This is a genomic window from Haemophilus parainfluenzae (genome assembly GCF_014931375.1).
Classification (GTDB): domain Bacteria; phylum Pseudomonadota; class Gammaproteobacteria; order Enterobacterales; family Pasteurellaceae; genus Haemophilus_D.
In genome coordinates, this window is sequence record NZ_CP063117.1 from 264,527 (window position 1) to 285,460 (window position 20,934).

19 protein-coding genes are annotated in these 20,934 nt (G+C 40.0%); 9 read left to right on the forward strand and 10 right to left on the reverse strand.

Annotated features, from left to right (window positions below):
• Positions 1-141: 141 nt before the first annotated feature.
• Positions 142-1,779 (forward strand): glutamine hydrolyzing CTP synthase, encoded by a 1,638-nt coding sequence (gene pyrG / locus INP95_RS01295; RefSeq protein WP_197544942.1) that lies wholly within the window; start codon positions 142-144, stop codon positions 1,777-1,779.
• A gap of 122 nt (positions 1,780-1,901) precedes the next feature.
• Positions 1,902-2,837, forward strand: coding sequence for a glycosyltransferase family 2 protein (locus tag INP95_RS01300; RefSeq protein ID WP_197560741.1), 936 nt, complete (start codon positions 1,902-1,904; stop codon positions 2,835-2,837).
• A 73-nt stretch (positions 2,838-2,910) separates the two neighbouring features.
• On the opposite strand, the gene INP95_RS01305 is transcribed toward INP95_RS01300, so the two are convergent.
• Complete coding sequence (locus INP95_RS01305) at positions 2,911-4,572, reverse strand: DUF4153 domain-containing protein (RefSeq protein ID WP_232088520.1); 1,662 nt, start codon at positions 4,570-4,572, stop codon at positions 2,911-2,913.
• Between the two features lie 396 nt (positions 4,573-4,968).
• Between INP95_RS01305 and eno the strand changes: the two genes are divergently transcribed.
• From eno to INP95_RS01335, 6 genes are all read left to right on the forward strand, one after another.
• A complete protein-coding gene (gene eno / locus INP95_RS01310; RefSeq protein WP_197560743.1) occupies positions 4,969-6,270 on the forward strand; it encodes a phosphopyruvate hydratase in 1,302 nt (433 codons plus the stop codon).
• A gap of 82 nt (positions 6,271-6,352) precedes the next feature.
• Complete coding sequence (locus tag INP95_RS01315) at positions 6,353-6,772, forward strand: DUF2251 domain-containing protein (protein WP_197560744.1); 420 nt, start codon at positions 6,353-6,355, stop codon at positions 6,770-6,772.
• A gap of 8 nt (positions 6,773-6,780) precedes the next feature.
• The gene (locus INP95_RS01320; RefSeq protein ID WP_197560745.1) at positions 6,781-7,488 is read left to right on the forward strand and encodes an HAD-IA family hydrolase; all 708 of its coding nucleotides are present in this window, start codon (positions 6,781-6,783) and stop codon (positions 7,486-7,488) included.
• A gap of 7 nt (positions 7,489-7,495) precedes the next feature.
• Positions 7,496-8,122: a hypothetical protein gene (locus tag INP95_RS01325; protein ID WP_197561023.1), complete on the forward strand. Its 627-nt coding sequence runs from the start codon at positions 7,496-7,498 to the stop codon at positions 8,120-8,122.
• 2 nt (positions 8,123-8,124) lie between these two features.
• Entirely contained in the window at positions 8,125-9,306 is a 1,182-nt protein-coding gene (locus tag INP95_RS01330; RefSeq protein WP_005695232.1) for a glutathionylspermidine synthase family protein, read from the forward strand.
• A gap of 48 nt (positions 9,307-9,354) precedes the next feature.
• Positions 9,355-10,500, forward strand: a complete 1,146-nt coding sequence (locus INP95_RS01335; protein WP_070714742.1) for an iron-containing alcohol dehydrogenase — start codon at positions 9,355-9,357, stop codon at positions 10,498-10,500.
• A 154-nt stretch (positions 10,501-10,654) separates the two neighbouring features.
• Here the strand turns inward: INP95_RS01335 and rplA are convergent, their stop codons facing one another.
• The 8 genes from rplA to lysM all read right to left on the reverse strand — a co-directional run bounded on the left by rplA (position 10,655) and on the right by lysM (position 16,973).
• Positions 10,655-11,344 carry a 50S ribosomal protein L1 gene (gene rplA / locus INP95_RS01340; protein WP_005695230.1) on the reverse strand — a complete coding sequence of 230 codons (690 nt, stop codon included), beginning with the start codon at positions 11,342-11,344 and terminating at the stop codon, positions 10,655-10,657.
• Between the two features lie 4 nt (positions 11,345-11,348).
• Positions 11,349-11,777, reverse strand: a complete 429-nt coding sequence (rplK, locus tag INP95_RS01345; protein ID WP_005695228.1) for a 50S ribosomal protein L11 — start codon at positions 11,775-11,777, stop codon at positions 11,349-11,351.
• A 171-nt stretch (positions 11,778-11,948) separates the two neighbouring features.
• Positions 11,949-12,506, reverse strand: a complete 558-nt coding sequence (nusG, locus tag INP95_RS01350) for a transcription termination/antitermination protein NusG (RefSeq protein ID WP_005695227.1) — start codon at positions 12,504-12,506, stop codon at positions 11,949-11,951.
• A gap of 1 nt (position 12,507) precedes the next feature.
• On the reverse strand, positions 12,508-12,924 hold the full coding sequence (secE, locus tag INP95_RS01355; protein ID WP_005695226.1) for a preprotein translocase subunit SecE: 417 nt from the start codon (positions 12,922-12,924) through the stop codon (positions 12,508-12,510).
• A 121-nt stretch (positions 12,925-13,045) separates the two neighbouring features.
• The gene (gene clpX / locus INP95_RS01360) at positions 13,046-14,284 is read right to left on the reverse strand and encodes an ATP-dependent protease ATP-binding subunit ClpX (RefSeq protein WP_197560746.1); all 1,239 of its coding nucleotides are present in this window, start codon (positions 14,282-14,284) and stop codon (positions 13,046-13,048) included.
• A 9-nt stretch (positions 14,285-14,293) separates the two neighbouring features.
• Entirely contained in the window at positions 14,294-14,875 is a 582-nt protein-coding gene (clpP, locus tag INP95_RS01365) for an ATP-dependent Clp endopeptidase proteolytic subunit ClpP (protein ID WP_005695224.1), read from the reverse strand.
• Between the two features lie 145 nt (positions 14,876-15,020).
• Positions 15,021-16,319: a trigger factor gene (gene tig, locus INP95_RS01370; protein ID WP_197560747.1), complete on the reverse strand. Its 1,299-nt coding sequence runs from the start codon at positions 16,317-16,319 to the stop codon at positions 15,021-15,023.
• 213 nt (positions 16,320-16,532) lie between these two features.
• The gene (gene lysM, locus INP95_RS01375) at positions 16,533-16,973 is read right to left on the reverse strand and encodes a peptidoglycan-binding protein LysM (RefSeq protein WP_014064256.1); all 441 of its coding nucleotides are present in this window, start codon (positions 16,971-16,973) and stop codon (positions 16,533-16,535) included.
• Positions 16,974-17,150: 177 nt separating this feature from the next.
• Between lysM and ypfJ the strand changes: the two genes are divergently transcribed.
• Positions 17,151-17,987 carry a KPN_02809 family neutral zinc metallopeptidase gene (gene ypfJ, locus INP95_RS01380; protein WP_070714739.1) on the forward strand — a complete coding sequence of 279 codons (837 nt, stop codon included), beginning with the start codon at positions 17,151-17,153 and terminating at the stop codon, positions 17,985-17,987.
• Positions 17,988-18,099: 112 nt separating this feature from the next.
• On the opposite strand, the gene ileS is transcribed toward ypfJ, so the two are convergent.
• Positions 18,100-20,925, reverse strand: coding sequence for an isoleucine--tRNA ligase (gene ileS / locus INP95_RS01385; protein ID WP_197560748.1), 2,826 nt, complete (start codon positions 20,923-20,925; stop codon positions 18,100-18,102).
• Positions 20,926-20,934 lie beyond the last annotated feature (9 nt).

Consider the following 20,934-nt stretch of genomic DNA (forward strand, 5'->3'; position numbering starts at 1 on the left):
ATCCTGTAAACTATCCTCCCGTCTTGATAGCTAATCATCTTTTCTTTTATTTTTGACCGCACTTTTCAGCACTCTGCACAAATTTGCATAAAAGATGATTGGCTATAATCATTTTTATCCCAACATTTTAGGTCTCTTACTATGGCTACAAATTATATTTTCGTCACAGGCGGTGTGGTTTCATCGTTAGGTAAAGGTATTGCTGCAGCATCATTGGCAGCAATTTTAGAAGCACGTGGCTTAAACGTGACTATTATGAAATTAGACCCTTACATCAACGTGGACCCAGGTACAATGAGCCCAACCCAACACGGCGAAGTGTTCGTGACACAAGACGGGGCGGAAACCGATTTAGACTTAGGTCACTACGAGCGTTTTATTCGTACCAAAATGACAAAACGCAACAACTTCACCACAGGTAAAATTTATTCTGAAGTATTACGCAAAGAGCGCCGTGGTGATTATTTAGGTGCGACAATTCAAGTTATCCCACACATCACCAATGAAATTAAAGATCGTGTGATTGCCGGTGCACAAGGCCATGATGTGGTTATCGTGGAAGTAGGCGGAACCGTGGGTGATATTGAATCACTTCCATTCTTAGAAGCACTTCGTCAACTTGCCGTACAAGTCGGTCGTGAGAATACTCTCTTTATGCACTTAACGTTAGTGCCATATATCCCAACGGCGGGCGAAGTGAAAACCAAGCCAACTCAACATTCTGTAAAAGAATTACTTTCTATTGGTATTCAACCAGATGTGCTTATCTGCCGCTCAGATCGCATGATTCCACCAAACGAGCGTGCAAAAATCGCCTTATTCTGTAACGTACCAGAACGTGCCGTCATCTCATTAAAAGATGTGAATTCAATCTACCAAATTCCTGCGTTATTGAAATCACAAGGTTTGGATGAATTCATCTGCCAACGTTTCCACTTAGACTGTCCAGAAGCGGACCTTTCAGAATGGGAACAAGTGCTTTATCAAGAAGCAAACCCAGTGGGCGATGTGACCATCGGTATGGTAGGTAAATATACTGAATTACCAGACGCTTATAAATCAGTGAATGAAGCCTTAAAACACGCAGGTTTGAAAAACCGTTTAAGCGTGCATATCAAATACATTGATTCTCAAGATGTTGAAACCAAAGGCACTGATGTGTTAAAAGGTGTCGATGGTATTTTAGTACCAGGCGGCTTTGGCTATCGCGGTGTAGAAGGCAAAATTTTGACAGCAAAATATGCGCGTGAAAACAATGTTCCTTACCTAGGCATTTGTTTAGGGATGCAAATTGCATTAATCGAATATGCGCGTAATGTTGCAGGTCTTGAGAAAGCGAACTCATCTGAATTTGATCGCCACTGCGAACAACCAGTAGTTGGTTTAATTACAGAATGGCAAGATGCGGAAGGACACATTGAAACCCGTGATGATAATTCAGATCTGGGTGGTACGATGCGTTTAGGTGCGCAACAATGTCATTTAATTGAAGGCTCAAAAGCGCGTGCATTATATGGTAAAGAAACTATCGAAGAGCGTCACCGTCACCGTTATGAAGTGAACAATAACCTGCTTCCACAAATTGAAAAAGCGGGACTTAAAGTGACTGGCTTATCTGCGGATCGTAAATTAGTGGAAATTATTGAAGTACCAAACCACCCATGGTTTGTAGCATGTCAATTCCATCCAGAATTTACGTCAACGCCACGTGATGGCCACCCATTATTCGAAGGCTTTGTCAAAGCAGCCAGAGAAAATCAGTTAAAAACTGAAAAGTAATTTACTGATAATTCAATAAACAAGTGCGGTCAAAAATTCTTGTGTTTTTGACCGCACTTTGTATTAATAGGGAATAATATCATCTGTACCTTATTCACTCATTTAATAATGGATAACCAAAAATGAAACTTGCAGTAATTTTACCCGCATACAATGCAGAAAATTTTATTGCTGAATGTTTAGATTCATTATTGAATCAGACATTTAGTGATTTTTGTATTCTTGCGGTTAATGATGCTTCTACCGATAACACAGGCAAGATTCTCGAAACTTATGCAGCAAAAGATGCTCGCTTACGTGTTTACCATTTACCTCAAAACCAAGGTGAACCTGCTGTAATGCAATTTGCCATGGATATGCTTAACTATATGAATGTTGAATATGTTGCACGTATGGATGCCGATGATATTTGTTTGCCACACCGTTTTGAAAAACAAGTTCAATATTTAGATGAGCATCCCGAAATTGATATTTTAGGAAGTAATGCTCTGCTCTTTAATGATGGGCAAACTGATAAAACGACTAAAATAAGTACACTTCCTCTTTTAGATAAAGATATAAAAGCACATTTTTCTTTAGCTCGTGACCATATCATTAATCCCTCTTCAATGTGGCGACATTCTAGTATCAAAGCACTCAACATCAATTATGCACAAACAGCCACAGCGCCCGATTTTCACATGTGGGTACAATGTGCATTGCACAAAAAGACATTTGCGAATTTACCGGAGCCCTTGTTGCTTTATCGACTACATCCAGGGCAAGAAAGTAAAAAACATGACAAAATTAACGAGTCTGTTCAATACTCTATGGAACTCTGGATCAGTCATTTATTTCCAGAATTAACACCTAAAGAAGTCAGCCTATTAAGTCTTATACTGCACGGCAAAACCATTAAATTACGCACTGAAGAGTTTGAAATCGCCTTTTCGGCTTATGACAAAGTTCGTTCTAATAATGGAAACTCGCTATTTGGAGAAGATCGAGAAACCATGTTTAGTATTTTAGACAGACATACGCAAGCTTTAAAAAAGGTATTCTATAAACACATATCTTAATATTTAAAGCGGTCATTTTTAGCTAATTTTTAACAAAAACGCTGTGAAATATCACAGCGTTTTATATTTACGATTACTTATCAAAAATAGCTTTCGTATATATTCGACTATAGTAATAACCGCTTTCTGGTCTAAATTCCATATCAAGCTCACTCAAATAAATCGTAAAGCTTGGTCTATCAATTTTTAATAAATCTTGGTTAAGCGATTTAAGCTCAGCTTTAGAGATTTTTTTCATCGGGTCTAGCTGATGTTCTTTGAATACTTTGTGAATATGTTCATCCATATTCGTACAATATCTGTCATGATCTTCAACAAAGCAAACCTCTGGCTTCTCTTCGTGCTTATCCGCTTTTTCATCAGATTTCATATAAGTCTGAACCTCTGGACGATAAAATCCAGGTCTCGGTACACGAATCCATTTTTTATACTGCGTGACATCAATTGACGTCCATTCAAATCCTACTGTTGTTTTTCGGTCGCTAATTACTTGGCCATCGATGCGGATCTCATCACGATAAATATCGACTTTCAAAAGTTCTTTCGATTTTTCACCATATTGCTTCTTAAATACCTCTTGTCTTCCTTGATAAGCATCTTCCACAGAAGAGTCTAGCTCAATACTGTAAAGCAAATAGTCTGATACACTATCTAATTCTTTCCAATCCTTAAGCTCGCTTTTTGGCATATTTTCTAAACGTTCGACAAAATCTACATCATCACGAACTTTTCCTTGTCCATCAGATAAATTAAGCTTTGTGAGTAAATGCTCAAAACGTTCCGCTTGGCTTTGGTAAGCGATTTCTTTTGGCTTCACTACCCAAGTCATGGCAAAAATTGCCACCATGACAACCCCAGAAATCAGGCGGTATTGACGTGCTTTTGGCACAATCAGAATCGCATAAGCAATCGTAATCGCTGTAGCTAAAGCCACTAAATAAATACGTTGTTCCGTCCAAGCATAGGCACTAATACGGCGATCAATCGCCAACCATAACAACACGATTGGCACAATAGCAAGATATGGATAGAACTTAAAGAAAGTTTCCCAGCGGGCTTTAGCACAAATAGAACGTAATGCATATACGCCTAAACCACCAAGCAGGTAAGGCAAGGTAATATTAGCCAGCATGCCTTTTGGTAATACGCCTTCAAAAATAATTTGAACAACATAAGCATAAAGCAACACAGTGAAAATCATCAATGCGGGTGCTAATACGAAATTAACTAAAATTTCAAAAATGCGATTTAACGTCATTTCCGATTTAGCTTGGCGTTGTTGGAACACTAAGAAAAAGAGTGGCTGAGTAAAAATGCCTAAAGAAGTATAAAAATGACTGTAGAAACTATCAGAAAACTCGACATTAAAGAGTGTTGTAATCGTAAATAGAATAGCCGCTACTAATCCAAACACCAACAACCATACCGCCGTCGCTAAGCCAAGATGGAATAGATTGGTAAAATTACGGTAGGTAAACCCTTGATTATTTTTTTCAAATGGGAAGCCTAATAATACCAGTAACGCAATAAAATTTGCGCCCCAAAATTTTGGACTCGTGAGATAAAACTCTGCACTATCATTAGTCATGCCAATAATGGCCAGCGCCACCAATGGCACAATCCATGAAAAACGATACCAAGAATATGGGCGAGAGAGATAAACAAAGATAAACAACATTGGCTCAAATACCCAATAAGCCAAATGATCATTTCCTTGACGAGGCTCTAATTCCATAAACCAAATTCCAATTGCAAATGCACTAATTAGAAAAATTTCAATCGGATGTGCAGACACTGCATTTTTTATCTGCGCTTTAGTCTTTTCGAAAAATGTTGAAACAGACATCATCATTCCTTTTTTATTCTATAAAGTCTTAATTAACACTTAATAATTCATACTGAAATAGTATGGAATTTACTGGCACTTTAACGAACTTTTATGGATAAATCCACTAAAATTAAATAGATATTGGATAAAAAGAGACAAAATCTCACCGCACTTTATTGAAAAACAAGATGCAGATCAAAGTGCGGTCATTTTTCCAAGACAAATATCTAAATTTGCTTTATTATATTCCCGTTTTAGGTTCGCCTAACTAATTTTAATTAACTTTAAACAGAGGAAAACAAAATGGCAAAAATCGTTAAAGTCATTGGTCGTGAAATCATCGACTCTCGTGGTAACCCAACTGTAGAAGCTGAAGTTCATCTTGAAGGTGGTTTCGTTGGTTTAGCAGCGGCTCCATCAGGTGCATCTACTGGTTCTCGTGAAGCATTAGAATTACGTGACGGCGACAAATCTCGTTTCTTAGGTAAAGGTGTATTAAAAGCGGTTGCTGCAGTAAACGGTCCTATCGCTGATGCATTAGTAGGTAAAGAAGCATCTAACCAAGCTGAAATCGACCAAATCATGATCGATTTAGACGGTACTGAAAACAAATCTAACTTCGGTGCAAACGCAATCTTAGCGGTATCTTTAGCAACAGCGAAAGCCGCTGCAGCATCTAAAGGTTTACCACTTTACGCTTACATCGCAGAACTTAACGGCACCCCAGGTGTTTACTCTATGCCATTACCAATGATGAACATCATCAACGGTGGTGAGCACGCAGATAACAACGTTGATATCCAAGAATTCATGATTCAACCAGTTGGTGCGAAAACGTTACGTGAAGCACTTCGTATCGGTGCTGAAGTATTCCACAACCTTGCGAAAGTATTAAAATCTAAAGGCATGAGTACTGCTGTAGGTGATGAAGGTGGTTTCGCGCCTAACCTAGCATCTAACGCTGACGCTTTAGCATGTATCAAAGAAGCAGTTGAAAAAGCAGGTTATGTATTAGGTAAAGACGTCACTTTAGCAATGGACTGTGCATCTTCTGAGTTCTACAACAAAGAAACTGGCAAATACGAAATGAAAGGCGAAGGCCGTTCATTCACTTCTCAAGAGTTCACACACTATCTTGAAGAATTAACTAAACAATACCCAATCGTGTCTATCGAAGATGGTCAAGATGAATCTGACTGGGAAGGTTTTGCATACCAAACTAAAGTGTTAGGCGACCGCGTTCAATTAGTGGGCGACGACTTATTCGTCACTAACACCAAAATCTTAAAAGAAGGTATCGAAAAAGGTATCGCAAACTCTATCTTAATCAAATTCAACCAAATCGGTTCTTTAACTGAAACTTTAGCAGCAATCAAAATGGCTAAAGATGCAGGTTACACAGCAGTTATCTCTCACCGTTCAGGTGAAACTGAAGATGCGACTATCGCTGATTTAGCGGTTGGTACAGCAGCAGGTCAAATCAAAACTGGTTCTATGAGCCGTTCTGACCGTATTGCGAAATACAACCAATTAATCCGTATCGAAGAAGCATTAGGTGACAAAGCACCATTCTTAGGTTTAAAAGCGGTTAAAGGTCAAGCATAATTTTTGCTTAATTTAATGTAAAATAGCACCGCACTTTGCAAAAAGTGCGGTGTTTTTCTATCTAATATTCAAAGGAAAGAAAATGTTACATTTAACCCTCGAAGATCAACTCTTTCTCGGTCAACCAAAACAAGTCGGCACACACTCGACAGTGCATGATCATCTGGCAGTGATGTTTGAAGATGACGGTGAAACCGGCTATTTTTATGCGTTAGATATGCGTCAAAATGCACAGCCTGTTGTCGATTGCTTACATGTTTATAACGTCGATAATACACGCAATCACCACGAAGCACGTAAATTAGAAATCTGCTGGGATGAAAGCGGTTATTTAGCCTTATTGCTTATTAACGGCTATCCACATGCTGTATTTGATTTTGCTCATTTGATCGGCTATAACACCAACAAACATCCTCAACCTGACTTAATGAGCATGTGGACACACGAAGAAATCACCAATGAACGTGCGACCACATGGCTTGGTGTGAATACGATTAAATAGGATTAACTATGCGATTTTACCGTGGTCTTCAGCCTTTCAAGGTCATGAGTTTTGATCTTGATGATACCCTTTACGATAACAGTGATGTCATTCGTTTGGCCGAAGAACGCTTTCTTCAATGTGTGCAAGAACACGCACAACTGAGCGAGCTTACCTCAGAATATTGGCGAGAATGGAAATGGCAACTGGCGAAGAAAGATCCCTTGATTGCTGAAGATGTGATTGCCTGGCGTGTCGAAACGTTACGGCACTTACTGATGCATCATGGTAAAAGTGCGGTTGAAATTGACCGCACTTTGGTCCTTGCCATGGAAGAATTTATTGAATGGCGACATAAAATTGATGTGCCAGCTGAAAGCATTGAAGTATTAAACCAACTGAAAGATCGCTACCCGCTTAGCGTGATTACTAATGGTAATGTGATTGCAACACGCATTGGGCTTGAACACTTTCAGCTGCGTTTACGTGGTGGAGAGCAAGGCAGAGCGAAACCTCATCAAGATTTGTTCCACCAAACCGCCCATTATTTTGGCGTAAAACCGAGTGAAATTTTACATATTGGTGATAACTTAACCACGGATATTCAAGGCGCCATTCAAGCCGGCTGCCAAGCTGTATGGATTAATTTATCAGGCAAAAACCTCAATTCATTTACTGAAGCAAGAGTTTTGCCTACATTAGAAATCAATCATTTAACTGAATTATTAACACTTTAACTCTATGATGAAAAAGAAAAATCAAGTTCTCGTCAGCCTTTCCATTGTGGCTTTACTGGGCGGTTGCTCAGAAGAGCAAGTTCAACGTGATGTTTATAATAGCCTTGAGGATTGTTTAGCTGATTGGCAAAAAATTGAATTATGCGAAGCTGACCAATCTAATGAAAATAACAGCAGCACGACTGCACATGCAGGATCTGGCTCCTCTCTCTCGGGTAATTTAAATACACGTCCAAGCAATAATAGTGAATGGTCAGAAGACAATCAAACCGTCAAACAAACCTTAAATCCAGATGGAGCGACTCACTCTGGCAACTCAAGCAGTTCTGAGGGAACAAGCCACACGAGCTCTGCAACAGGAGAAGGACACGGCAGTATGGGTAGTGCGATTGCAGGTGCCGCAATGGGTTATATGATCGCGCGTACGATGGGCTCATTTTTAGGCCCTAGCTATAATCCAAGTAACCGTGCCGTTTCAACCCCAACCGGTCAAGTTATCCAACCTCAAACTAATCGTTCTGTCGGTAAACCTGTATTAGTGAAAGGTAATGCAGGTAGCACTTACAGTAAACCGGTTTCTCGCGGTGGATTTAAAAGCTCAAATTCAAGCAGCAGCCGTAGCTCAGGCGGTTAAACATGAAACGTATCACAGGCTTTCCTACTCGTCCCAATATGGTGCAACAATTATTAGATGTGGGCTTTGATTACTATAATCTGCCTTCTTCTGATGGCTCCCATTATTGGTCAGATAATGTGGCGTATGAATTTACCCTAGCGGAAATCGATCATATTGAAGACGCCACCAACGAATTGCACGCGATGTGTATGGACTTTGTTGCCGATGAAGTGAAACAAGGTGATTATGCCCATTATCGCTTCACCGATTTACAGAAAAATCTGATTGAACAAACATGGGCTAAAAACGTACCGCACTTATATGGCCGTTTTGATTTTGGTTATGACGGCGAAAACCTCAAAATGTTTGAGTACAATGCCGACACGCCCACTTCCCTGCTTGAAGCTGCCGTGGTGCAATGGCAATGGTTAGAGCAAATTGAAGGCTTAGCACATCGTGATCAATTTAATTGGATTCACGAAGAATTGCTCAATCGCTTTCAGTTTATTCAACAGCAAACAGGGCTAAACGATTTCCATTTTAGTGCCATGCAAGAAGCGGGCCGTGAAGATTGGGGCAATATAGATTACTTGGCGGATGTGGCTTACAATGCAGGTTGGCATATTCATCAGCTTGCTATTGAAGATGTAGGTTACGATAAAGACAGTCAACAATTCCTCGATCTGAATAATCAGCCTATTGATTGTTTATTCAAGCTCTACCCGCTTGAATGGATGACTACCACCGAATATGCACCACACATGCTTAATTCATCCACCACCTTTATTGAACCTGCGTGGAAATTACTATTAAGCAATAAAGTGCTATTAGCGAAATTGTGGCAAAAACATCCAAACCACCCTTTATTACTACCCGCTTACTTTAGCAAGCATGATATTACCGATCGCCAATCAATATGGGTGAAAAAACCGACGTTAGGCCGTGAGGGCGCCAATGTTTCTTACTATGAAAAACGTAATGGTCTAGAATTTGCCGCCAAAGGCAGCGAACATTCTGCCTTTTACGATCAAGCAGGATACATCTATCAACAAAAATTTGAACTGCCAAATTTTGATGGTATGTATCCAATGATTGGTTCTTGGGTAGTAGGTGATGTGGCTTGTGGCATCGGATTAAGAGAAGATTTTACCCCAGTTACCGGCAATGATAGCCACTTCATTCCGCATTACTTTGTGGAATAAAAACAACACAAAAACTGACCGCACTTAATAGATAATAAGGAGATAAATATGTATCCATTTAGTTTTCAAAACCCAACTCGCATTGAATTTGGACTCGATAAAGAAAAAGAGATGGGGAAATATATGCACGAATACGCTGCAAAAAAGGCCTTAATTATCTATGGTAGTGAGCGTGTCAAACAATCAGGCTTATTTGAAGATGTGGCGAAAAGCTTGCGTGAGCATGGCATTGAATACATTGAATGTGGCGGGGTAAAAAGTAACCCAACAATCAGTAAAGTCCGTGAAGCCGTTGCAATGGCAAAAGCCTTTGGTGCAGATAGTGTGTTGAGTATTGGTGGCGGCTCTTGCCTTGATAGTGCGAAAGCGATCGCAGCAGGTGCGTGCTATGACGGTGATACTTGGGACTTCTTTAAAGGCACACCTGTGCAAAAAGCATTGATGATTTTTGATGTAATCACCCTTGCAGCAACAGGCAGTGAAATGAACTGGGGCTCAGTCATTACCAATGAAGAAACGCAACAAAAATATTCGATTCACAGCAACCATTTATTCCCAAAAGTATCAGTCATTAATCCGAAATTACAAGCGACCGTCAGTCGTGATTATTTAGTGTATTCTGCTGCGGATATTATTGCTCATTCTATTGAAGCCTACTTCACGGCTGAATATCGCCCTGAAATTATTGATTTCTTAGTAGAAAGCAATATTAAAACGGTTATTCGCACCACGGAAATCTTGCTTAATGACCCACAAGATCTCAATGCACGTAGTGAATTTGCCTGGGCGGCTACACTTGCGTTAAATGGTTTAACGCATTTAGGTATCTCACCTTACGGTTTCCCAAATCATATGATTGAGCATTCCATGAGTGCGATTTCAGATGTGCCACATGGAGCTGGGCTGTCCGTCATTATGCCTGCGTGGATGCAATGGTATCAATCTCAAAGACCTGCTCAATTCAAACGCTTTGCTAAAGAAATATTTGGCCTAGATAATGCTGAAGAGGGTATCTTCGTCTTAAAAGCTTGGTTTGATAAAATCGGCACACCAACTCGTCTTGAACAACTTGGTATTGATGATAAAACCTTAGCTGAAATTGTCGATAATGCGGCTCAAACTGCAATCAGAGCGAAAGTGGAAAAAACGTATACCAAAGAAGCTATTGAAGCCATTTTTGCTTTAGCGAAGTAATCTCTCATAAAAAAGAGCGGTCAAATTCAAAATATAATAAAATTTGAGCGCTCTTTTTATATTCTCAATATTTCACTTATTGAAAGCATGTAAAAAATAACCGCACTTTAGTTACCCAAAGTGCGGTTAATTTGAATTAAGTTTTAACGCTTAATTATAGTGAAGCTTGATCAACAGCCACACCAGCACCCATAGTTGTAGAGATGCTTACTTTCTTGATAAAGATACCTTTTGCAGTAGTTGGTTTTGCTTTGTTTAAAGCAGCCAATAATGCTTGAAGGTTTTCTTTTAATTGAACTTCAGAGAAGTTTGCTTTACCAATTGTTGTGTGGATGATACCGTTTTTATCGTTACGATAACGGATCTGACCAGATTTAGCATTTTTAACTGCTTCAGCAACGTTTGGTGTTACGGTACCAACTTTAGGGTTTGGCATTAAACCACGTGGGCCTAATACTTGACCTAATTGACCAACAACACGCATTGCATCAGGAGAAGCGATAACAACGTCAAAGTTCATTTCGCCTTTTTTGATTTGCTCTGCTAAATCTTCCATACCGACTAAATCAGCACCAGCTTCTTTAGCTGCATCTGCGTTAGCACCTTGGGTGAACACAGCTACGCGTACTTCACGACCAGTACCGTGTGGTAATACAGTTGCACCACGAACGTTTTGGTCTGATTTACGAGGATCGATACCTAAGTTTACTGCAACGTCAACACTTTCAACGAATTTAGCTGTTGCGAATTGTTTTAATAACGCGATTGCTTCGTTGATTTCGTATGCTTTAGTAGAATCTACGCCAGCTTTGATTGCTTTCATTTTTTTAGTCAATTTAGCCATCGTATTATTCCTCCACCACTAAGCCCATTGAGCGAGCAGTACCAGCAATTGATTTCATTTTAGTTTCGATAGTCGCGCCAGTCATATCTGCTGCTTTAGTTTCAGCGATTTGACGAACTTGATCTAAAGTTACTTTACCCACTTTATCTTTGTTCGGTTTACCAGAACCAGATTTAATACCTGCAGCTTTTTTCAATAATACTGCTGCTGGTGGAGTTTTAGTAATGAAAGTGAATGAACGGTCTGCATATACAGTGATAACAACTGGAATTGGTAAACCTTTTTCAATGCTCTCAGTACGAGCGTTGAATGCTTTACAGAATTCCATGATGTTCACACCTTGTTGACCTAATGCAGGACCAACTGGTGGTGATGGGTTTGCCATACCAGCTGCAACTTGCAACTTAACGTATGCTTGGACTTTTTTTGCCATTTTTTAGTTTCCTCTAAATGGGTGATAACGCCGAAATCGGCTCCCCTGTTAATGAAAGGCTGTATTTTAATTAATCAGCCTCGAAATTTCAAGTAGAAAAACTACTCGAAAAACAACCGCACTTTATTGCTTAAGTGCGGTCATTAAATCTCTTATTTTGGAAAAGGGAAATTAACGTGTTTTTTCCACTTGACCAAATTCAAGCTCAACTGGTGTTGCACGACCGAAGATAGATACAGACACTTTTAAGCGGCCTTTTTCGTAATCCACTTCTTCAACCGTACCATTAAAGTCAGCAAATGGACCTTCTGTCACACGTACTTCTTCACCTGGTTGATATTCTTTACGATGACGTGGTTTTTCAGCACTTTGCTCTAAACGATTTAAAATTAAATCTGCTTCACGTTTAGAAATTGGCGCTGGCTTATCTGGTGTACCACCAATAAAACCCATTACACGTGGTACACTTTTCACTAAGTGCCATGTGTCATCATTCATTGCCATTTCAACTAATACATAGCCAGGGAAGAATTTACGTTCACTTTTACGACGTTTACCTGCTACGTTTTCAACGACTTCTTCAGTCGGCACTAACACTTCGCCAAACTGATCTTCCATTTGTTGTTGTTTGATATATTCACGCAATGTGATTGCAACACGACTCTCAAAGCCTGAGAATGCTTGCAATACATACCAACGTTTTTTGGATACGTTTTCAGTTTCGCTCATTTTAGAATCTCAAATCAGTTAAGAAGTTAATCAATGCAATGATAATTGAATCAATTGCCCAGAAGAATAAAGAGGTAAGCACGGTTACTGCAATCACGATTAAAGTGGTTTGACGTGTTTCTGCACGAGTTGGCCATACCACTTTACGACCTTCAACTTTTGCTTCGCTAAAGAATGTACGAGCTTTTGTACCTTGGTTGGTAATTGCAGCGAAACCAAAGGCAATTAATAAGGCGACAACTACGCCAACTACACGCACAGGTAAAGAAAAGGCTTCTTTAAAATAAACGTTACCAATTGCTGCGGCGGTAAAAAATGCCACAGAAAGAATCCAAAGAAGCGTGTTTAAGCCTTTTGATTTTCCTTCTACGACTTGTTCTTGGTCGTGTTTCTTTTTCTCAACAATTTCAGTTGCCATAATTGAATCCGTATAAAATAAGGGATAAATAATTTTTAGATTAATTTCAGAACGTGCGATTGTAGCATTTTCTTTGGGGATTGCCTATGAAAAATATTAGAAAAAACAACCGCACTTTCTGTTAATTTTTATATTCGAGTTTTGGTGGTTTGTTATCAACGATGGTTTCTTCATCCACAATCACTTTTTGCAAGTTTTCGATTGAAGGTAAATCATACATCGTATCTAACAACACAGCCTCAACGATTGAGCGTAAACCACGCGCACCGGTTTTACGTTCAAGGGCTTTTTTCGCCATTGCTTTTAATGCTTCTGGGGTGAATTCAAGTTCCACATCTTCTAAGCCAAATAATGCTTGATATTGTTTGGTCAGTGCATTTTTCGGTTGAGTCAGGATCTGAATCAACGCTTCTTCATCTAATTCGCTTAATGGCGCAATCATTGGAAGACGACCAATAAATTCTGGAATCAAACCAAATTTCATTAAATCATCCGGCTCAACTTGACGGAATAATTCAGAAAGATTTTCTTTCTCTTCTTCCTTCTCTACTTTCGCATCAAAACCAATTCCAGTATCAGTTTGTGTACGCTTACCGATGATTTTATCTAAGCCGGCAAATGCCCCACCACAGATAAAGAGGATTTTTGAGGTGTCCACTTTCAACATTTCTTGTTGAGGATGTTTACGTCCACCTTGTGGCGGTACAGACGCAATCGTACCTTCAATTAATTTCAACAAGGCTTGTTGCACACCTTCACCAGACACATCACGAGTAATAGATGCGCCTTCTGATTTACGGCTAATTTTATCAATTTCATCAATATAGATAATGCCCTGCTCTGCTTTTTCTGTATCAGAATCGCAATTTTGCAATAATTTTTGCAGAACATTTTCCACGTCCTCGCCCACATAACCGGCTTCAGTTAACGTCGTCGCATCGGCCATAGCAAAAGGTACATTTAAACGACGCGCTAAGGTTTGTGCTAATAAGGTTTTACCGCTACCTGTTGGACCGATTAACAAGATGTTACTTTTACCTAATTCCACATCATTGCTTTGGTGGTTCGTGCGTAAGCGTTTATAGTGATTATAAACCGCCACTGACAAGACTTTTTTCGCATAATCTTGCCCAATCACATAATCATCTAAGTGTGCACGAATTTCGTGTGGGGTTGGTAATTTTTCTTCAACTGCCAGTTCGCTAGGTGTTTCGATTTCACCACTGTCTTCTAACATACTGTGGCAAAGCTCGATACACTCGTTACAAATATAACCATCTGTACCCGCAATTAATTTACCTACTTCACTTTTCTCTCTTCCGCAGAAAGAACAGTGAAGATCATTATCATTTGTTGTCATGTTAAATCCTTAACGTTTAATCAACACATCGTCCACTAAGCCGTAAGCTTTTGCTTCTTCTGCCGACATAAAGTTGTCACGATCGGTGTCTTTTTCGATACGCTCGATGCTTTGACCTGTATGGAAAGCAAGACGCTCGTTTAAGGTTTGTTTAATTTTTAAAATTTCTTGTGCGTGGATCTGAATATCTGATGCTTGTCCACGGAAACCACCTAACGGTTGGTGAATCATTACGCGTGCATTCGGTAATGCAGCACGTTTTCCTGCCGTACCACCCGCAAGTAAGAATGCGCCCATTGAGCAAGCTTGCCCAATACAAAGGGTACGCACATCCGGTTTAATAAATTGCATGGTATCGTAAATTGCCATACCCGCAGTCACAGAGCCACCCGGTGAGTTAATATAAATATTGATGTCTTTTTTCGGATCTTCTGATTCTAAGAAAAGTAGCTGTGCCACGATCAAATTTGCCATACGATCTTCTACTTCACCACTCAAGAAGATCACGCGCTCTTTTAATAGGCGGGAATAAATGTCGTACGAACGTTCACCACGAGAGGTTTGTTCGACAACCATAGGAATTACACTCATTTTTGCCCCTAAATATGTGCTAAAAAATCGGGCAATATTCTACCCGAAAATCAGTAAAAACAAAAATGCGGTCGCTTTTCATTGAAAAAAACAACCGCACTTTTCGATGATATGCTTGTGAATTTAATTCACGTTCTATCAATTATTATGCTTGTGGATTCATGATCTCATCAAATGAAGACGCTTTTTCAGTCACTTGAGCTTTAGCAAGAACGGCATCAACTGCTTGTTCTTCTAATACTACGTTGCGAATGTTGTTCATTAACTCTTCATTTTTGCTGTAATACTCAACAACTTCAGCTGGTTGTTCGTAAGCAGAAGCGATATCCGCGATCATTGCTTTCGCACGTTCTTCATCCGCTTTCAATTCGTTTGATTTGATCACTTCAGAGAATAATAAACCGACTTGAACACGACGTTTTGCATCCGCTTCAAATAATTCGCGTGGTAATTGTGCAGCTTGTTGTGCATTGCCACCGAAACGTTGTGCTGCTTGGTTACGTAATACATTGATTTCTTCTTCTACTGCAGAAGCTGGAACATCAATTGGGTTTTGTTCGATTAAACCGTTGATTACTTGTTGTTTAACGCGAGAAACTAATGCATTTTTCAATTCTCGTTCCATATTTTTACGAATTTCTGCACGTAAATCTGCCACAGTTTTGGTGTTTGGACCAAATTTAGCAACGAACTCATCTGTTAATTCTGGTAATTCCATTTCTTCTACTTTTTTCAAGGTAATCGCAAATTTTGCATCTTTACCTTTTAAGTTTTCAGAATGGTATTCCGCAGGGAAAGTCACATTGATATCGAACTGTTCGCCTGCTTTGTGACCTACGATACCTTCTTCGAAACCAGGAATCATACGACCTTGTCCCATGAATAGAACGAAATCTGTTGCTTTACCGCCTTCGAATTCTTCGCCATCTACTGAACCAACGAAGTCGATGGTTACACGAGAATCTTCTTTAGCTGCTGCTTTGCTTTCAGCCCAAGTGGCTTGTTGTTTACGTAATACATCGATCATTTTATCGATATCAGCTTCAGTGATTTCAACAGTTGGTTTCTCAACTTTGATGTTTTCTAAACCTTTTAATTCAACTTCTGGGTACACTTCGAAAGTTGCAGTGAAGGATAAATCTTTACCTGGTTCGAACGTTTCGATTGCGAAAGTTGGACGACCTGCGATGTTGATTTTCTCAGCGATGACTGCGTCAAAGAAATGACGTGGTAATAAATCGTTTAATACATCTTGACGGATTGATGCGCCAAAACGTTGTTCAATGATGTGAGCTGGCACGTGACCTTTACGGAAACCATCAACACGTACATTTTTTGCTGCACGTTTGAATTCTTCACGAGTTGCTTTTTCTACAGCTTCAGCTGGAACGGTGATCGTCACACGACGCTCTAAACCTTGAGTTGTTTCAATATTTAATGACATTTGTAACCTCAATTAATGTTGCACTCGGTAAAAACCACACCGAACACGTTATTGTTTGTAAAAATAAAAAACCGCCAAATTATAGCGAAAGAAAATCAAACAGTCGATAGAAACCGGAAAATTCAATAGAAAACCGGCTAAAATTGCACAATTTATCAACAATTTTTGATAAAGAAAAAAGTGCGGTCAAAAATAACCGCACTTTTTATCGAATTATAAACCTTTCGGTAAACGAATTTTTTGACCTGGGAAAATCTTATCCGCGTCTTTAATCACTTCTTTGTTCGCTTCAACGATAGCGGTATATTTCGCGCCATTTCCATAAGCTTTCTCAGCGATTTTCCACAAGGTGTCACCTTTTTGGATTACATAGAATGTTTCATCACTGCCTAAGGTTTCACCGTTATTGATGCTTGCATCGCTGGTTACTGAGTGGATACCTTGAATGTTACCTGCCATTAATACTGCTTTTTCTAATGCTGCGGCAGTTGATGCCACACCTTGGATATTTGCTACACCATTTTCAACGGTAACAGATAAGTTTTCTACACCTGGATTATCTTCAGCGATGTGTTGAGTCACTGCTTTAGATGCATCTTCTTCTTTAGAGAAAACTTTCTTACCAATGTCACTGACAAAATCAAATAAACCCATTTTAAAGTTCCTTTTGTATGTTTGTTTAAGGGAGTATTACGATACTGAAATTCCCTTAAGAAGTCTATAAATCAGAGTGTAAAGCTATGTAAATATTTCAAGAAAACTGATCTAAAATTGACCGCACTTTGATAGAATACGCCGATTTTTAATTTACTCACACAAAAAGGACAAATTATGCGTTGGGAAGGTCGTAGAGAAAGCTCAAATATTGAAGATAGACGTGGCTCTGGCGGCGGTAACTTCGGTGGCGGAAAAGGCGCCAGTGTACTCGGTATTATCATTCTTTTAGTCGGCGCTTATTATGGTGTGGATCTTTCAGGCTTAGTGGGTACGCCTGATTTTTCAGGACAAAGCTCTCAACAATTAGAAACCCAAGAAGAACAGCAGCTTGCGAGTCTTTCTAAAGTTGTATTAGCCGATACTGAAACCGTTTGGGGACAATATTTCAGACAAATGGGTAAAACCTATAGCGAGCCAACCATGGTGCTTTACAATGGTGTAACGCCGACCGCTTGTGGTACGGGTCAATCTGCAATGGGTCCATTCTACTGCCCGAGCGATCGCAAAGTTTACCTTGATTTATCATTCTATAACGAAATGAAAAATAAACTGGGTGCAGCAGGTGATTCAGCCTTTGCTTATGTGATTGCACACGAAGTTGGTCACCACGTACAAAATATGCTCGGCATTCTGCCGCAAGTGAATCGCGCACAACAAAGCAGCGATCGTAAAACTGCAAATCAACTTTCTGTTCAATTAGAACTTCAAGCTGACTGCTTCGCCGGTGTTTGGGCGAGCCAAGCGGTAAAAAGTGGTTTATTTGAACGCGGTGATGAAGAAAAAGCATTTAATGCAGCAGAAGCTGTGGGCGATGACCGTTTACAAAAACGCAGCCAAGGTTATGTGGTGCCTGATAGCTTCACTCACGGCACATCTGCACAGCGTCTAGAATGGTTTAGAAAAGGCTTACAAAGCGCTAATCCTTCTGTGTGTAATACTTTTAACCAATAAAATCTTTAAGGCTGATTCATGTCAGCCTTTTTTATTTCTGTGCATTTCAGCATAAAAAAAGAGCGGTCAATTTTGACCGCTCTTTTTCTTTATGGTGTTTATGGTGTTAAGCTTACGCGAACTGACGTACTTCGCCGTTACCCGCTACGTTTTCCACACAACGTGGACAAAGTGTCGGATGTTCAGGATTCACGCCGATTTTGTCAGAATAATGCCAGCAACGTGGACATTTTTCACCGTTAGAACGTGCAACGCTTACAGCAATTCCCTCTAACTCTCCCGTAGCTACATTTGCAGGTTTGTCAGCTAATGGTTTCACTTCCGCTTTTGAGGTAATTAACACGAAACGTAATTCATTGCCTAATTGTTCTAACAATGCTCGATATTCATCGTTAGCATAAACTGTTACTTCTGCTTCTAAACCACCACCGATCACTTTATCATTACGGGCGATTTCTAATACACGGTTCACTTCAGAACGAACTTTAATCAGTTGTTGCCAGTAAGCATCATCTAATTTTTCATTCTCGCCTAAACCAAATAAGCCTTCGTAGAATTCTTCAGTAAAGACAAATTCTGCACGAGCAGTTGCGGTTTGTGGCAAGTAGCCCCAAATTTCATCTGCCGTGAATGACAAGATTGGTGCCATCCAACGAACTAATGCTTCTGCAATGTGCCATAACGCTGTTTGGCAGCTACGACGAGCAAGGCTGTCTGCTTTGGTGGTGTATTGACGGTCTTTAATAATATCAAGGTAGAACGAGCCCATTTCCACAGAACAGAAACGCATTAAACGTTGTACCACTGTGTGGAATTGATAGTTATCGTACGCGTCTTTAATTTCTTTTTGTGCATCTAACGCACAAGCTACCGCCCAACGATCCAAGCTAATCATATCTTCCGGTTTAACCGCATCACGTTGCGGATCAAAACCATTTAAGTTCGCTAATAAGAAACGTGCGGTGTTACGAATACGACGATAGCTATCCGCGGCACGTTTTAAGATCTCATCAGAAACGGTCATTTCACCGGTATAGTCGGTAGAAGCGACCCATAAACGTAAAATATCACCACCGAATTTATCCATGACTTCTTGTGGGGTTACGATGTTACCGATAGATTTTGACATCTTACGGCCTTGACCATCCACGGTGAAACCATGGGTTAATACTTGTTTGTATGGTGCTTTGCTGTCTGTTGCCGTAGAAAGCATTAAAGAAGACATAAACCAACCACGGTGTTGATCAGAACCTTCTAAATACATATTGATATCTTGACCGTTAAATTCTGGGCGATTCGCCACAACAGAAGAATAGGTTGATCCTGAGTCAAACCATACGTCAAGGGTATCAGGCACTTTGCGATAGGTTTCTGCGTCAGCCCCTAATAATTCTTTTTCGTCTAAATCCCACCATGCTTGAATACCGGCTTTCTCTACACGTTTAGCCACTTCTTCAAGTAATTCTAAGGTACGCGGATGAAGCTCTTCGGTTTCTTTGTGCACGAATAAGGTCATCGGCACGCCCCAAGTACGTTGGCGGGAAATACACCAGTCTGGGCGGTATTCAACCATTTTCTCAATACGTGCTTGACCCCAATCTGGAATCCAACGTACACCTTTGATTTCACCTAAGGCTTGTTGGCGTAAACCTTGTGTTTCCATACCGATAAACCATTGTGGGGTTGCACGGAAAATAATCGGGGTTTTGTGACGCCAGCAGTGTGGGTAGCTGTGTTTAATTTTCTCAACTTTTAATAAGTTGCCCACTTCTTGTAATTTTTCAACAACCAATGGATTGGCTTCAAATACGCCTTTGCCTGCAAAGAATTCAGTCGTTGAAATAAATTTACCGTCATTAGATACGAGACCCGCCATTGGTAAATTATATTTTTGTCCAACAATAAAGTCGTCCAAACCGTGATCTGGTGCGGTATGAACTAAACCTGTACCACCATCAGTAGTCACGTGATCACCTAAAATCACTGGTACAGTGAAATCATAGAACGGATGATTAAAGCGTACTAACTCAAGCGCTTGACCTTTTACTGAACCTAACACTTCAACGTGTTCTACACCCACCGCTTTCGCCACAGATTCCACTAATTCAGCAGCTAAAATCACACGCTCATCGCCAAGTTGTACTAAGTTGTATTCTAAGTCTGCATTTACCGCAATCGCACGGTTAGATGGCATTGTCCAAGGTGTGGTTGTCCAAATCACCGCAGATAATTTGCCATGGCCTTTGCCTACTGCGTTAAATTTCTCTTCAATTTCAACCGCACTTACTGCTGGGAAACGAACATAGATAGATGGAGAAACTTTGTCTTCATATTCCACTTCTGCTTCTGCTAAAGAAGAGCCACAATCCAAACACCAATGCACTGGTTTTGAACCTTTGTATAAATGGCCATTCGCAATCACTTTACCGAGTGTACGGATGATGTTTGCTTCTGTGTTGAAGTTCATTGTTAAATAAGGATTATCCCAATCGCCTAACACACCTAAACGGATAAAATCTTTTTTCTGACCTTCTACTTGCTCTGCGGCGTATTCACGGCATTTTTGGCGGAATTCAGCTGCGGTCACTTTCTCGTTTGGTTTGCCCACTAAACCTTCTACTTTTAATTCAATTGGCAAGCCATGACAGTCCCAACCTGGGATATAAGGCGAGTCAAAACCTAATGCAGTTTTAGATTTAACAATAATATCTTTCAGAATTTTATTAACGGCGTGACCGATATGAATATTGCCGTTCGCATATGGAGGGCCATCATGCAAAATAAAGGATTTTTTGCCTTTAGTCGCTTGGCGGATTTTTTGATACAACTGTTTGTCATACCAATTTTTTAACATTACAGGTTCGCGTTTGGCTAGATCGCCACGCATTGGGAAACCTGTTTCAGGTAAATTTAACGTGTTTTTGTAATCAACTGTCATGTTATTTTC

What these genes read in the sequence shown, in the direction of transcription:
- INP95_RS01320 (WP_197560745.1), top strand. Translation starts at nt 6,781, where the DNA reads ATGCGATTTTACCGTGGTCTTCAGCCTTTCAAGGTCATGAGTTTTGAT.
- INP95_RS01330 (WP_005695232.1), top strand. Translation starts at nt 8,125, where the DNA reads ATGAAACGTATCACAGGCTTTCCTACTCGTCCCAATATGGTGCAACAA.
- INP95_RS01335 (WP_070714742.1), top strand. Translation starts at nt 9,355, where the DNA reads ATGTATCCATTTAGTTTTCAAAACCCAACTCGCATTGAATTTGGACTC.
- INP95_RS01315 (WP_197560744.1), top strand. Translation starts at nt 6,353, where the DNA reads ATGTTACATTTAACCCTCGAAGATCAACTCTTTCTCGGTCAACCAAAA.
- INP95_RS01325 (WP_197561023.1), top strand. Translation starts at nt 7,496, where the DNA reads ATGAAAAAGAAAAATCAAGTTCTCGTCAGCCTTTCCATTGTGGCTTTA.
- clpX (WP_197560746.1), bottom strand. Translation starts at nt 14,284, where the DNA reads ATGACAACAAATGATAATGATCTTCACTGTTCTTTCTGCGGAAGAGAG.
- pyrG (WP_197544942.1), top strand. Translation starts at nt 142, where the DNA reads ATGGCTACAAATTATATTTTCGTCACAGGCGGTGTGGTTTCATCGTTA.
- tig (WP_197560747.1), bottom strand. Translation starts at nt 16,319, where the DNA reads ATGTCATTAAATATTGAAACAACTCAAGGTTTAGAGCGTCGTGTGACG.
- rplK (WP_005695228.1), bottom strand. Translation starts at nt 11,777, where the DNA reads ATGGCAAAAAAAGTCCAAGCATACGTTAAGTTGCAAGTTGCAGCTGGT.
- ileS (WP_197560748.1), bottom strand. Translation starts at nt 20,925, where the DNA reads ATGACAGTTGATTACAAAAACACGTTAAATTTACCTGAAACAGGTTTC.
- INP95_RS01305 (WP_232088520.1), bottom strand. Translation starts at nt 4,572, where the DNA reads ATGGAATTAGAGCCTCGTCAAGGAAATGATCATTTGGCTTATTGGGTA.
- rplA (WP_005695230.1), bottom strand. Translation starts at nt 11,344, where the DNA reads ATGGCTAAATTGACTAAAAAAATGAAAGCAATCAAAGCTGGCGTAGAT.
- secE (WP_005695226.1), bottom strand. Translation starts at nt 12,924, where the DNA reads ATGGCAACTGAAATTGTTGAGAAAAAGAAACACGACCAAGAACAAGTC.
- INP95_RS01300 (WP_197560741.1), top strand. Translation starts at nt 1,902, where the DNA reads ATGAAACTTGCAGTAATTTTACCCGCATACAATGCAGAAAATTTTATT.
- clpP (WP_005695224.1), bottom strand. Translation starts at nt 14,875, where the DNA reads ATGAGTGTAATTCCTATGGTTGTCGAACAAACCTCTCGTGGTGAACGT.
- lysM (WP_014064256.1), bottom strand. Translation starts at nt 16,973, where the DNA reads ATGGGTTTATTTGATTTTGTCAGTGACATTGGTAAGAAAGTTTTCTCT.
- eno (WP_197560743.1), top strand. Translation starts at nt 4,969, where the DNA reads ATGGCAAAAATCGTTAAAGTCATTGGTCGTGAAATCATCGACTCTCGT.
- nusG (WP_005695227.1), bottom strand. Translation starts at nt 12,506, where the DNA reads ATGAGCGAAACTGAAAACGTATCCAAAAAACGTTGGTATGTATTGCAA.
- ypfJ (WP_070714739.1), top strand. Translation starts at nt 17,151, where the DNA reads ATGCGTTGGGAAGGTCGTAGAGAAAGCTCAAATATTGAAGATAGACGT.